Below are 13,823 nucleotides of genomic sequence, written 5' to 3' on the forward strand. Positions count from 1 at the left end.
TTCAAATGGCGCTCTGAGGGCAACAATAAAGCTATAACATCAAGAGCAGGAGTTGTGATGAATGAATGATCAACTGACCGCAATCCACACGGAGCTTCTCATGATGAAAGAAGAACTTCAATCAAGATTATTCGAATATTCTTGCTTTCAAATGTCAGCATCTGTTGAACCTTCAATGAACGACCAAGAAGCAACTCTGATCTATCATATAAAAGAAGAACTTCAGGATGTTCTTCTTGCCCTGTCTAAGTTTGAAAACAATACGTACGGTTATTGTGAAAAAACAGGCGCCCCCATTCCGATTGAAAAACTTGCGGTGCTGCCGACGGCCAGAACCGCTGATGATTTTTATTATCCCGCTCAATTTGAAAAGAAAACCCTTCCATACTGGGTAACCGGAGATTATGCATATGATCAGGCGCTGTATGAGTGACAGCGTCTGTTTGTATACGCTTATGATCTGCCTTTACTCCGGCATCTTTTACTGATAAAATTCATAAAGGATAAAAGTAACTGTATACTGGAGGAACGTGTGTGCTTTATTATCTTATCGCTCTTTTTATTATTATTGCCGACCAATTGACCAAATGGCTTGTCGTCAGCCATATGGAATTGGGACAAAGCATACCTGTCATCGACCAGGTGCTTTATATCACACCTCATCGCAACACGGGAGCAGCGTGGGGGATTTTAGCCGGCCAAATGTGGTTTTTCTACGTCATTACCATCGCCGTGATTATCGGAATCGTTTATTACATACAGCGTTATGCAAAAGGGCAGATGTTACTCGGAATTTCTCTCGGCTTAATGCTGGGAGGTGCGGCCGGAAACTTTATTGACCGGGCGGCGCGCCAGGAAGTGGTGGATTTTATTCATGTCATCATCGTGGATTATCACTATCCGATTTTTAATATCGCGGACTCCTCACTGTGCGTCGGTGTAATACTTTTATTTATTCATATGCTGTTTGACAGCGGGAAAAAGAAGGAGCAATAACATGAATCAATTTGAGATAACCGTTCAGCCTGAACAAAAGAGCGAACGGATTGATAAATTTTTGGCTTCAACGGGAGAAAACTGGTCACGCACTCAAGTGCAGCAATGGGTAAAAGAGGGACTGGTATCCGTTAACGGCAAATCCGTAAAAGCGAATTATAAAATGCAGCCCGGCGATCAGGTAAACGTCACCATTCCTGAACCGGAAGAATTGGACGTGCTTGCAGAGCCGATGGATTTGGACATTTACTATGAAGACCAGGATGTCTTGGTTGTGAACAAACCGCGGGGCATGGTCGTACATCCGGCTCCCGGCCATGTGACAGGGACGCTCGTAAACGGACTGATGGCTCACTGCAATGATCTTTCAGGCATTAACGGCGTCATGCGCCCGGGAATCGTCCACCGGATTGATAAAGATACCTCCGGCCTGTTAATGGTCGCCAAAAACGATATGGCGCATGAATCACTCGTTAATCAGCTCGTCAATAAAACTGTGACGAGAAAGTACACAGCGGTTGTCCACGGGTTGATTTCACATGATGACGGTACGATTGACGCTCCGATCGGGAGAGATAAAAAAGATCGTCAAAGCATGACCGTAACAAGAGAAAGCAGCAAAAACGCCGTCACGCATTTCCACGTGCTTGAGCGGTTTCAAGACTTCACGCTCGTAGAGTGCCGTCTTGAAACCGGAAGAACGCATCAGATCCGTGTTCATATGAAATATATCGGGTTTCCTTTGGCAGGCGACCCGAAGTACGGACCGAGAAAAACCATTGATTTCAACGGTCAGGCGCTTCATGCCGGAATATTAGGTTTTGACCATCCGCGGACGGGCGAATACATGGAGTTTGAAGCGCCCCTTCCTGAAGATATGAAAAAACTCATTGAACATTTGAGAAATAGCCATTGACAGCGAGTTTCTTTTCTGAAATAATAAAAACAAGCTGAATAGATTCTTTAACACAGTCCGGAGAGGCTGAGAAGGATAACGGATAGGACAGAAGAGATACACGTGTGTCTTGGTCCTGGAAAGGAACCCCTCTATGCTCTGGCAGGAGGGGTTTTTTCTTCTTATATACGAATGGAGAGGTGTCACGAGTGAATCAAAAAGCTGTTATTCTCGACGAACAGGCCATCAGAAGGGCGCTGACAAGGATAGCCCATGAAATGATCGAACGGAATAAAGGAATGAATGACTGCATTCTTGTAGGGATTAAAACAAGAGGTATTTATTTAGCGAAGCGGCTGGCCGAGCGGATCGAACAGATTGAAGGAAATCCGGTCACCGTCGGGGAAATCGATATCACCCTTTACCGTGACGATCTCACAAAAAAAACGAGCAACGAAGAGCCGCTTGTAAAAGGCGCGGACATTCCGGCCGATATCACAGACCAAAAGGTCATTGTGGTTGACGATGTGCTTTATACCGGCCGGACGGTGAGAGCTGCGATGGATGCTCTCGTTGATGTCGGGCGGCCGTCATCGATACAGCTTGCCGTGCTTGTCGACAGAGGACACCGGGAGCTGCCGATCAGAGCGGACTATATCGGGAAAAACATTCCGACCTCAAAAGCTGAAAAAGTGATGGTTCAGCTGAGCGAAGTTGATCAGACTGATATGGTCGCCATTTACGAAAATGAATAATCACCCTTTTTAAATGCATTCCAGAGAGTTTGCAAAGAGGATTTTAAAACACAAAGCCGGGCGGATCGACGCGGCCGGGCTTTGTATGCCTCTTTGCGCAAAAAGCAAAGAGGTTTTTTTATACCATTTGAAAGTCAACCGGGAGGAAAACGCCATGAGTAAGAAAAAAGTAAACCTGGGAGTCAGGGACGTCCCCAATCCATTGTCCTGGCTGTCATTCAGCCTGCAGCATTTATTCGCCATGTTCGGTTCAACCATACTCGTGCCGAAACTGGTCGGAATGAGCCCGGCAGTGGCGCTTGTCACGAGCGGAATCGGGACACTCGCCTATCTCTTGGTGACAAAAGGCCAGATTCCCGCTTATCTCGGCTCATCATTCGCCTTTATATCACCGATTATCTTGGTGAAGGCGACGGGAGGGCCGGGGGCTGCCATGGTCGGCGCTTTCCTGGCGGGAATTGTGTACGGCCTGATCGCGCTTCTCATCAGGCAGCTTGGAACGGGGTGGCTGATGAAGCTGTTGCCCCCGGTGGTCGTCGGGCCGGTCATCATCGTCATCGGTCTCGGACTGGCAAGCACAGCCGTCAATATGGCAATGTATGCTGATCCGAATGCGAAGGAACTCGTTTACAGCCTGAAACATTTCAGTGTAGCCGGCGTCACTTTGGCCATCACCATTATCTGCGCCATCTTTTTACGGGGATTTTTAAGCTTGATTCCGGTATTGATCGGCATTATAGGCGGATATCTGTTTGCGCTGACACAGGGCATCGTCAATTTTCAGCCGGTCATTGATGCAAAATGGTTCGCCGTTCCTGAATTTATCATCCCTTTCAAAGACTACACGCCGTCAGTGACATTGGGCATTGCCGCTGCGATGGTGCCGGTCGCTTTCGTGACGATGTCAGAACATATCGGCCACCAAATGGTGCTGAGTAAAGTCGTCGGACAGGATTTTATTAAAAAGCCGGGACTGCACCGCTCCATAATGGGGGACAGCGTAGCGACGATTATCGCTTCGTTAATCGGCGGCCCGCCGACGACAACATACGGCGAAAACATCGGTGTCCTGGCAATTACGAGAGTTTTCAGCGTCTTTGTCATCGGCGGCGCAGGAGTGATTGCGCTGTGCTTCGGATTTATCGGCAAAGTTTCAGCGCTGATCAGCTCTGTTCCGTCCGCGGTTATGGGAGGCGTTTCCTTCCTGCTCTTCGGAATCATTGCCTCCAGCGGCTTGAGAATGCTGATTGACAACAACATTGATTATGAAAACAAGCGAAATTTAATTATCACATCCGTCATCCTCGTGATCGGCGTCGGAGGGGCTTTTATTCAAGTATCAAAAGGCGGGTTCCAAATATCCGGCATGGCGCTTGCGGCAATCGTCGGAGTCATCCTGAACCTTATCCTGCCGCATGCAAATGAAGAAGACGCGATTGCATCAGAAAAACCAAATCATATGTAAACCTTTTAAAGAAAGTCCAGAGAGGCTTGGAAGGGTTATAACGGGAAGACGCTGTACGGCTCTTCTCTCTTTAACCGCACCCCGAGTCTATAGACCGGGGTGTTTTTTACGGCCTTCAAGCGGAAACGGAGGAGAAAAAACATGAATCATTTAACGGCGATGTCTGAACTGAGCGCGGCTGAAATTACAGAACTGCTGCGAGAGGCAAAAGCGATTAAAGAGGGTGCAGTCCGTCCCGATCTCGCGGGAAAATTCGTTGCGAATCTGTTTTTTGAACCGAGCACGAGAACGCGGTTCAGCTTTGAAGTGGCGGAAAAGAAACTCGGGATGAACGTGCTCAGCTTAGACGGTACGAGCACAAGCGTTCAAAAAGGCGAGTCCTTATACGACACGGTCAAAACACTGGAATCAATCGGAGCGGACGCCTGCGTCATCAGGCACAGCACAGATGAATATTACAAAGATCTGACCGGCAGAGTCAATATTCCGATCTTAAACGCAGGAGACGGCTGCGGACAGCACCCGACTCAGTCATTGCTTGATTTAATGACGATTCAAGAGGAATTTGAGACCTTTCAGGGCCTGACGGTTTCCATTCATGGCGATATCAAACACAGCAGAGTGGCAAGGTCAAATGCCGAGGTGCTGACAAGGCTCGGCGCACGTGTGCTGTTTTCCGGGCCGCCGCAGTGGCAGGATGAGAAAAACGCCTTCGGCACCTGTGTTCAGACGGATGAAGCCATACAAGCTTCAGATGTCGTCATGCTGCTCCGCATCCAAAATGAAAGGCATCAGACAGAAGCCGACCAAAAAGGCTACCTGGAAGCATACGGGCTGACCGAAAAACGGGCGGAGAGCATGAAGCGGCATGCTATCATCATGCATCCCGCACCGGTGAACAGAGGAGTCGAAATTGACACAGCATTAGTGGAATGCGGAAAATCAAGAATCTTTAAACAAATGGAAAATGGTGTGTATATCAGAATGGCAGTCTTAAAAAGAGCACTGCAAACCAATGTGAAAAGGGGAGAAGCGGCTTATGTCTTATCTCATTAAAAACGGCTGGATATTAAATGAACAGGGAGAAAAAGCGGTACAGGATATCCGGGTAACGGGTGAATTCATTTCGGAAACCGGGCTTCTGACAGCGAAAGACGGAGAAACGGTGATCGACGCTGAGGGACTGTTCGTTTCACCTGGGCTCGTAGACCTTCATGTCCACTTCAGAGAACCGGGCGGCGAGAAAAAAGAAACCATTGAGACGGGCTCTAAAGCCGCGGCGCGCGGCGGTTTTACCACAGTCGCCGCCATGCCGAATACAAGGCCGGTGCCGGATACGAAAGAGCAGATGGAATGGCTGCAAAACAGGATCAAAGAAACCTCATCTGTCAGGGTCCTTCCTTACGCATCGATTACGATCAGACAAACCGGCGAAGAAATGACAGATTTTGAGGCGCTTCATGAAGCGGGCGCATTCGCCTTCACCGATGACGGCGTCGGCGTTCAGACGGCCGGAATGATGTATGAAGCCATGAAACGGGCGGCTTCAATAAATAAAGCGATTGTCGCTCATTGTGAGGATAACTCGCTTATTTACGGAGGGAGCGTGCATGAAGGTTCTTTTTCAAAAGCGAACGGCCTGAAGGGTATACCTTCCATTTGTGAAGCGGTACATATCGCCCGTGACGTGCTGCTGGCGGAAGCAGCGGGCTGCCATTACCACGTGTGTCATATCAGCACGAAAGAATCCGTCAGAGCCGTAAGAGACGCAAAAAAAGCGGGAATCCGCGTGACGGCGGAAGTATCGCCGCACCACCTGCTGCTTTGTGACGAAGATATCCCGGGACTTGATACCAATTTTAAGATGAATCCGCCGCTTCGCAGCAAAGAGGACAGAGAGGCGCTGATTGAAGGGCTTTTAGACGGCACGATTGATTTCATCGCCACTGACCATGCGCCGCATACAGAAGAAGAGAAAAACACGGATATGAAGCTTGCGCCTTTCGGTATCGTCGGTTTAGAAACTGCCTTTCCGCTTCTGTACACACATTTTGTGAAAAACGGGGCGTGGACGCTGAAGCAGCTGGTTGATTTCATGACGGTAAAACCTTGCGAGGCATTCGGTCTTCCGTACGGAACGCTTGCACCGGGGGCGCCGGCTGACATCACCCTGATTGATCTGGACAAAGAAGCGGCCATTGACAAAGATACATTTTTATCTAAAGGAAAAAATACGCCATTCAACAAGATGAAGTGCTTCGGCTGGCCTGTTGCAACGATGGCTGCCGGTAAGCTTGCATATGAAGAAGGGAGACTCGTCAAATGAAAAGAAGACTAGTGCTGGAAAATGGAGCGGTATTTGAGGGTGAAGCATTCGGGAGCCTGGAGCATACCGCGGGTGAAGTCGTATTCAACACGGGAATGACCGGTTATCAGGAAATTTTATCAGACCCTTCTTACTGCGGGCAGACCGTGACGCTGACGTATCCGCTGATCGGCAACTACGGAATTAACAGAGATGACTTTGAATCCATCACTCCTTTTGTAAAAGGGCTGATCGTAAAAGAACTGTGCGAGCTGCCTTCCAACTGGCGCTCGGCTTACACGCTTGATGAGTATCTGAAAATGAAAAATATCCCCGGCTTACAAGGGATCGACACGCGAAAACTCACCAGAATGATCCGCACGGCCGGCGCATTAAAAGGAACGTTTGCATCAAGTGAGGAGAATGTCGGAGAGGTTCTTGCAAGGCTGAAAGAAACGGAACTGCCGAGAAATCAAGTTGCTCAAGTATCGGCGAAAACGGCATATCCGAGTCCGGGCCGCGGCAAACGCATCGTGCTCGTCGATTTCGGTATGAAGCACGGCATCTTAAGAGAGTTAAACAAAAGAAAATGCGATGTCATCGTTGTGCCGTACAATGTAACGGCGGAAGAAGTGCTTCAGCTCAAGCCGGACGGCATCATGCTTTCTAACGGACCCGGAGATCCGAAAGATGTGCCGGAAGCCATTGAAATGATAAAAGGCATACTCGGGAAGGTGCCGTTATTCGGAATCTGTCTCGGCCATCAATTATTTGCGCTGGCATCGGGAGCGGAAACGGAAAAAATGAAATTCGGACACAGGGGTTCCAATCATCCGGTTAAAGAGCTTGCGACAGGGAAAGTCGCTTTAACAGCCCAAAACCACGGATATACGGTTTCTTCAATAGATGAGACAGAGCTTGAAGTGACGCACATTGCGATCAATGATCAAACGATCGAAGGACTCAAGCATAAAACATTGCCGGCATTTACGGTTCAGTACCACCCTGAAGCTTCACCGGGACCGGAAGACGCCAATCACTTATTTGACAGATTCATTGACTTGATCGAAACAACTGAGAAAGAAGGGGAAGCGGTATGCCAAAACGCGTAGATATTAAAAAGATTTTAGTGATCGGATCAGGCCCGATTATTATCGGACAGGCGGCGGAATTTGATTATGCGGGCACACAGGCGTGTCTCGCTTTAAAGGAAGAAGGCTATGAAGTCATTCTCGTCAACTCGAATCCGGCAACGATTATGACGGATACGGAAATGGCTGATCGGGTATACATAGAACCGCTGACGCCGGAGTTTCTCACGCGTATTATCAGAAAAGAACGGCCGGACGCCATCCTGCCGACTCTGGGAGGACAGACCGGACTGAATCTTGCCGTCGAGCTGTCTGAACTCGGGGTTCTTGAGGAATGCGGAGTGGAAGTGCTCGGCACAAAGCTGTCCGCCATCCAGCAGGCGGAAGACCGCGACTTATTCCGTACGCTGATGAATGAGCTGAATGAACCGGTGCCGGAAAGTGAGATCATCCGCACTTTACAGGAAGCCGAGGAATTTGTCGGCCGGATCGGGTTTCCGGTTATCGTGCGCCCCGCTTACACATTAGGCGGAACGGGCGGCGGCATCTGCTCGAATGAAGCGGAACTGAAAGAGATCGTCGAAAACGGATTAAAGCTCAGCCCCGTCCATCAGTGCCTTCTGGAAAAAAGCATCGCCGGTTACAAAGAGATCGAATATGAAGTCATGAGAGACAGCAGAGATCACGCGATCGTCGTCTGCAACATGGAAAATATCGATCCGGTCGGCATCCATACGGGCGACAGCATCGTCGTTGCCCCGAGCCAGACTTTGAGCGACCGGGAATATCAGCTTTTGCGCAATGTTTCATTAAAGCTGATCCGCGCGCTCGGCATTGAAGGCGGCTGTAATGTTCAGCTCGCGCTCGATCCCGACAGCTTCCAATATTACATTATCGAAGTGAATCCGCGGGTGAGCCGCTCATCTGCCCTCGCTTCAAAAGCGACGGGTTACCCGATCGCAAAGCTTGCGGCGAAAATCGCAGTCGGGCTTTCTCTTGATGAAATGATGAATCCCGTAACGGGAAAAACATATGCGGCTTTTGAGCCCGCGCTTGACTATGTCGTTTCTAAAATCCCGCGCTGGCCGTTCGACAAATTTGAGTCGGCAAACCGCAGGCTCGGGACGCAGATGAAAGCCACCGGAGAGGTCATGGCCATCGGACGCACCCTTGAAGAATCGCTGTTAAAGGCGGTCCGCTCACTGGAAGCCGATGTCTATCACCTGGAACTGAAGGATGCGGAAGAGATTTCTGACGGGCTTTTGGAAAAACGGATCAGAAAGGCCGGAGATGAACGGCTGTTTTATCTTGCAGAAGCGTTCAGAAGAGGCTACACAGTGGAGCAGCTTCATGAGTTTTCCGCAATTGACGTATTCTTTTTGCACAAGCTCTGTAAGCTGGTCGCTTTTGAAACCGAGCTGAAAGCGGAAAAAGGCAGCCTCGCCGTCCTGCAGACAGCGAAGGAACTCGGTTTCTCCGACAAATATATCAGCCGGGAATGGAATATGCCGGAACAAGAGCTGTATCAAATGCGAAAAGAAGCAGCCATCAAGCCTGTATATAAAATGGTGGATACATGCGCGGCGGAATTCGAATCAGAAACCCCGTACTTCTACAGCACATATGAGGAAGAAAACGAGTCTGAGGTAACATCAAGAAAAAGCGTCGTCGTCCTCGGCTCCGGCCCGATCCGCATCGGACAGGGCGTCGAATTTGACTATGCGACCGTTCACTCTGTCTGGGCGATTAAGCAGGCAGGATATGAAGCGATTATTATCAACAACAACCCTGAGACGGTGTCCACTGATTTCAGCATATCAGACAAACTGTATTTTGAACCGCTGACGGTAGAAGATGTCATGCACATCATTGATTTGGAACAGCCGGAAGGCGTTGTTGTCCAATTCGGCGGCCAGACGGCGATCAACCTTGCGGAAGAATTGAGCGCCCGCGGCGTCAAAATTCTCGGTACATCACTTGAAGATTTAGATCGTGCGGAAGACCGGGATAAGTTCGAGCAGGCGCTTGAGGCGCTGAATGTGCCGCAGCCGCTCGGAAAAACCGCCGTGTCGGTGAACGAAGCGGCCAAAATCGCTGCATCCATCGGCTATCCGGTACTTGTCCGCCCTTCGTATGTGCTCGGCGGCCGGGCGATGGAAATCGTCTATCACGAAGAAGAACTGCTTCACTATATGAAAAATGCGGTCAAAATCAACCCGCAGCATCCGGTGTTAATCGACCGTTATCTGACGGGGAAAGAAATCGAAGTCGATGCCGTATCTGACGGCGAAACAGTCGTTATTCCGGGGATTATGGAGCATATCGAGCGGGCCGGCGTCCATTCAGGGGATTCAATCGCCGTCTATCCGCCTCAGTCTTTAAGCGGAGACATTAAGAAAAAAATCGAACAATACACTGTTGCCTTGGCAAAAGGCCTTAACATCATCGGGTTGCTGAACATCCAGTTCGTACTTTCGCAAGGTGAGGTGTATGTGCTTGAGGTAAATCCGCGGTCAAGCAGAACCGTGCCGTTCTTAAGCAAAATCACTAAGATTCCGATGGCGAATCTGGCGACAAAGGTCATTCTCGGCCAAAAGCTTGCTGATTTCGGCTATCAAGAGGGGCTGCAGCCTGAACAGCAGGGGGTGTTCGTGAAAGCGCCTGTCTTCTCATTCGCGAAGCTGAGAAGAGTGGATATCACGTTAGGCCCTGAAATGAAGTCGACGGGAGAGGTCATGGGCAAAGATTCAACCTTGGAAAAAGCGCTCTATAAAGCGCTGATTGCCTCAGGCATTCAAATCCCGAACTACGGTTCAGTGCTGTTGACCGTTGCTGATAAAGATAAAGAAGAAGGACTGCTGATCGCCAAGCGGTTCCACGCCATCGGCTATAAAATCTTGGCGACGGAAGGAACGGCGGCTTATTTGAAAGACGCTCAGATTCCGGCTCAAGTCGTCGGGAAAATCGGCGAAGAAGGGAAAAATCTGCTCGATGTGATCAGAAACGGAGAAGCGCAATTTGTCATCAATACGCTGACAAAGGGCAAACAGCCGGCCAGAGACGGCTTCAGAATCCGCCGCGAATCCGTTGAGAACGGAGTCGCCTGCCTGACATCTTTAGATACGGCCGAAGCCATTTTGCGGGTATTGGAAAGCATGACATTCCGGGCGGATCATATGCCTGCATCCGAAACCAATCAAAAGGCGGCAGTCACGATATGAAAAAAGCGCATTTGACTGTTCAATCCAACTTAGAAATTGCCGACCGGATTTATAAGATGGTGCTGAAAGGAGAGCTTGTCCGGCACCTTACCGAGCCGGGACAATTTCTTCATCTGAAGGTGAGTGACGCGGTCACACCGCTATTAAGAAGACCGCTCAGCATTGCGGACGTCAATTTCGCCGCGGATGAAGTATCCGTTATCTACAGAGCTGACGGTGAGGGAACGCGCCTTTTGTCCGGGAAAAAAGAGGGCGGCAGAATAGACGTTCTCGGCCCTCTCGGCAACGGATTTCCCGTGCGGCGGATTGAACCCGGCAAAACCGCGCTGTTAGTCGGAGGCGGAGTGGGGGTTCCGCCTTTGCAGGAACTGTCAAAGCGCCTGACGGAAAAAGGCGTAAACGTCATTCATGTGCTTGGATTTCAATCAGCAAAGGATGTTTTTTACGAACAGGAATGCCGTGCGTACGGAGACACTTATGTGGCGACGGCTGACGGAACATATGGAGAGAAAGGATTTGTCACCGATATCATCCGTGAAAAGCAGCTCGAATTCGATGTCCTGCTAAGCTGCGGACCGACACCGATGCTGAAAGCTCTGAAGCAGCAGTACGGCCATAAAGAGGTTTATCTTTCGATGGAAGAGCGGATGGGCTGCGGCATCGGGGCCTGCTTCGCCTGCGTGTGCCGCACGGGTGAAAGCGATACATCCTATGTAAAGGTCTGCCTTGACGGGCCGGTATTTAAAGCTGAGGAGGTGGCGCTGTAATGTTAGAGGTGAATCTGCCGGGTCTCCAATTGAAAAACCCGATCATCCCCGCTTCCGGATGTTTCGGTTTCGGGAAAGAATATGCCGGATTTTACGATTTATCATGCCTTGGAGGCATTATGATTAAAGCCACGACGAACGAAGCCCGCTTCGGAAATCCGACGCCGAGAGTGGCGGAGACAAGCGCGGGAATGCTGAATGCCATCGGACTGCAAAATCCCGGCCTTGAGCATGTGCTCAATCACGAGCTGCCTTGGCTCGAACAATTTGACACGCCGATTATCGCAAATGTCGCCGGTTCTCAGGTGGACGACTATAAAGAAGTGGCCGAGCACATCAGCCAAGCGCCGAATGTGCATGCGCTTGAGCTTAACATTTCATGTCCGAATGTCAAAACGGGGGGGATTGCTTTTGGTACTGATCCCGTCATGGCGGCCGAACTGACAAAAGCGGTGAAAGAAGTTTCCGCAGTGCCTGTGTATGTGAAGCTTTCGCCTAATGTCGCAAACATAACCGAAATTGCCAAAGCGATTGAAGCGGCCGGTGCTGACGGTCTGACGATGATTAATACTCTCATCGGGATGAGGCTCGATCTCAAGACGGGCCGGCCGATTTTAGCAAATAAAACGGGCGGACTGTCAGGCCCGGCGATCAAACCGGTCGCCATCCGGATGGTATACGAAGTCAGCCAGGCCGTTCAAATTCCGATTATCGGGATGGGCGGCGCTCAGACCGCAGAGGATGCATTAGAATTTCTTCTTGCGGGAGCGAGTGCGGTTGCCGTCGGCACGGCGAACTTCGTCAATCCGTTCGTCTGCCCGGAAATCATAGAACAGCTCCCCCATGTGCTGCGCCAACACGGCTTTCAATCTGTAAGTGAATGCATCGGAAGGAGCTGGAAACATGAAAAACAACCTGCCCATCATCGCGCTTGATTTTGCATCAGGGGAAGAGACTTTAACGTTTTTAGACTTGTTTAAAAAGGAAAGGCTCTTTGTCAAAACGGGGATGGAACTTTTTTATCAGGAAGGCCCCGCCATCATTCACCAATTAAAAGAACGGAACTGTGATATATTTTTAGATTTAAAGCTTCATGATATCCCGACTACGGTCAATAAAGCGATGAAGCGGCTGGCCGGCCTCGGCGTTGATCTCGTCAATGTGCATGCGGCAGGGGGTGCACGCATGATGCGCGCGGCCCTTGAGGGGCTTGAAGAAGGCACGCCGGCAGGCAGAAAACGCCCGTCTTTAATCGCGGTGACTCAGCTGACCAGCACTTCAGAGCAGGTGGCGAGGGAAGAGCTTCTGCTGCATAAGCCGCTGTTAGAAACGGTTGTGCATTACGGCAAAATGGCGGAAGAGTGCGGGCTGGACGGAGTGGTATGTTCGGTCCATGAAACAAAAGCCATTTATGAAGCGGTCCGGCCTTCATTTCTGACAGTCACGCCGGGCATCCGCACCGCCAGTGACGCAGCTGACGATCAAGTCCGTACGGCGACTCCGTCATTTGCGAAAGAAAACGGTTCGTCAGCCATCGTCGTGGGCCGCTCAATTACAAAAGCGGAAAACCCCGTTAAAGCATATGAAGCAATTAAACTGGAATGGGAGGGCGTTCGCCGATGAAACAGGCTATCGCAAAACATCTATTACACATTGAAGCTGTCTTTTTACGCCCGAATGAGCCGTTTACGTGGGCGAGCGGCATTTTATCACCGATCTATTGTGACAACCGTCTGACATTGTCGTATCCAAAAGTGAGAAATGATGTGGCGGACGGGCTCGGCAAACTGCTGAAAGAGCATTTTCCCGAGGCGGAGATGATCGCGGGCACTGCAACGGCGGGCATTCCGCATGCTGCGCTTCTCGCAGACCGTACAGGCGCGCCGATGTGCTACGTCAGAAGCAAACCGAAAGCGCACGGCAAAGGAAATCAAATAGAAGGCGCCATTAAGAAAGGACAAAAAACAGTCGTGATTGAAGACTTGATTTCTACCGGGGGCAGCGTGCTTGAAGCTGCGGCGGCCCTTCAAAGAGAGGGCGCGGAAGTCCTCGGCGTCATTTCCATTTTTACATACGGACTGCCGAAAGCAAAAGAAGCCTTTAAAAAAGCGGGTCTTCCTTATTACTCGTTAACCGATTATGACACGCTGATTGAAGTTGCGCTTGAAAACGGTACGATACATTCAGCTGACATTGAAAAACTGAAATCATGGAAACTGAATCCCGAGTCAAAAGATTGGTTTAAAAAATAATGATAATAAAAACAGGCCTCAGGGCCTGTTTTATTATTCCTATCAAAAAACTCGGGTTGACTTCTGTTAGAATTGT

At 49.9% G+C, this 13,823-nt stretch carries 13 protein-coding genes; all 13 read left to right on the forward strand.

Going from position 1 to position 13,823, the window contains the following annotated elements; translation table 11 throughout:
- Positions 1-61: 61 nt before the first annotated feature.
- The 13 genes from L3V45_RS07625 to pyrE all read left to right on the forward strand — a co-directional run bounded on the left by L3V45_RS07625 (position 62) and on the right by pyrE (position 13,747).
- On the forward strand, positions 62-433 hold the full coding sequence (locus L3V45_RS07625) for a TraR/DksA family transcriptional regulator (protein WP_014304976.1): 372 nt from the start codon (positions 62-64) through the stop codon (positions 431-433).
- Positions 434-534: 101 nt separating this feature from the next.
- Complete coding sequence (lspA, locus tag L3V45_RS07630; RefSeq protein ID WP_236837333.1) at positions 535-996, forward strand: signal peptidase II; 462 nt, start codon at positions 535-537, stop codon at positions 994-996.
- A 1-nt stretch (position 997) separates the two neighbouring features.
- Positions 998-1,912: an RluA family pseudouridine synthase gene (locus L3V45_RS07635; RefSeq protein ID WP_003154395.1), complete on the forward strand. Its 915-nt coding sequence runs from the start codon at positions 998-1,000 to the stop codon at positions 1,910-1,912.
- A gap of 188 nt (positions 1,913-2,100) precedes the next feature.
- A complete protein-coding gene (gene pyrR, locus L3V45_RS07640; protein WP_003154392.1) occupies positions 2,101-2,646 on the forward strand; it encodes a bifunctional pyrimidine operon transcriptional regulator/uracil phosphoribosyltransferase in 546 nt (181 codons plus the stop codon).
- A 154-nt stretch (positions 2,647-2,800) separates the two neighbouring features.
- Entirely contained in the window at positions 2,801-4,111 is a 1,311-nt protein-coding gene (pyrP, locus tag L3V45_RS07645; protein WP_003154389.1) for a uracil permease PyrP, read from the forward strand.
- 141 nt (positions 4,112-4,252) lie between these two features.
- Positions 4,253-5,167: an aspartate carbamoyltransferase catalytic subunit gene (locus tag L3V45_RS07650; protein ID WP_052585887.1), complete on the forward strand. Its 915-nt coding sequence runs from the start codon at positions 4,253-4,255 to the stop codon at positions 5,165-5,167.
- Complete coding sequence (locus L3V45_RS07655) at positions 5,151-6,437, forward strand: dihydroorotase (protein WP_025851354.1); 1,287 nt, start codon at positions 5,151-5,153, stop codon at positions 6,435-6,437. The genes L3V45_RS07650 and L3V45_RS07655 overlap by 17 nt, the downstream gene beginning before the upstream one ends.
- Positions 6,434-7,528, forward strand: a complete 1,095-nt coding sequence (locus L3V45_RS07660) for a carbamoyl phosphate synthase small subunit (protein ID WP_236837334.1) — start codon at positions 6,434-6,436, stop codon at positions 7,526-7,528. The genes L3V45_RS07655 and L3V45_RS07660 overlap by 4 nt, the downstream gene beginning before the upstream one ends.
- Positions 7,513-10,728, forward strand: a complete 3,216-nt coding sequence (carB, locus tag L3V45_RS07665; protein ID WP_236837335.1) for a carbamoyl-phosphate synthase (glutamine-hydrolyzing) large subunit — start codon at positions 7,513-7,515, stop codon at positions 10,726-10,728. The genes L3V45_RS07660 and carB overlap by 16 nt, the downstream gene beginning before the upstream one ends.
- On the forward strand, positions 10,725-11,495 hold the full coding sequence (locus L3V45_RS07670) for a dihydroorotate dehydrogenase electron transfer subunit (RefSeq protein ID WP_014304981.1): 771 nt from the start codon (positions 10,725-10,727) through the stop codon (positions 11,493-11,495). Before carB ends, L3V45_RS07670 begins: the two co-directional genes overlap by 4 nt.
- Positions 11,495-12,430, forward strand: coding sequence for a dihydroorotate dehydrogenase (locus L3V45_RS07675; RefSeq protein WP_025851348.1), 936 nt, complete (start codon positions 11,495-11,497; stop codon positions 12,428-12,430). The genes L3V45_RS07670 and L3V45_RS07675 overlap by 1 nt, the downstream gene beginning before the upstream one ends.
- The gene (gene pyrF / locus L3V45_RS07680) at positions 12,399-13,118 is read left to right on the forward strand and encodes an orotidine-5'-phosphate decarboxylase (RefSeq protein ID WP_015388255.1); all 720 of its coding nucleotides are present in this window, start codon (positions 12,399-12,401) and stop codon (positions 13,116-13,118) included. Before L3V45_RS07675 ends, pyrF begins: the two co-directional genes overlap by 32 nt.
- Positions 13,115-13,747: an orotate phosphoribosyltransferase gene (gene pyrE, locus L3V45_RS07685; protein ID WP_007611309.1), complete on the forward strand. Its 633-nt coding sequence runs from the start codon at positions 13,115-13,117 to the stop codon at positions 13,745-13,747. The genes pyrF and pyrE overlap by 4 nt, the downstream gene beginning before the upstream one ends.
- The last annotated feature ends 76 nt before the right edge of the window (positions 13,748-13,823 follow it).

The organism is Bacillus sp. R45, from assembly GCF_021729365.1.
Taxonomy (GTDB): domain Bacteria; phylum Bacillota; class Bacilli; order Bacillales; family Bacillaceae; genus Bacillus; species Bacillus velezensis.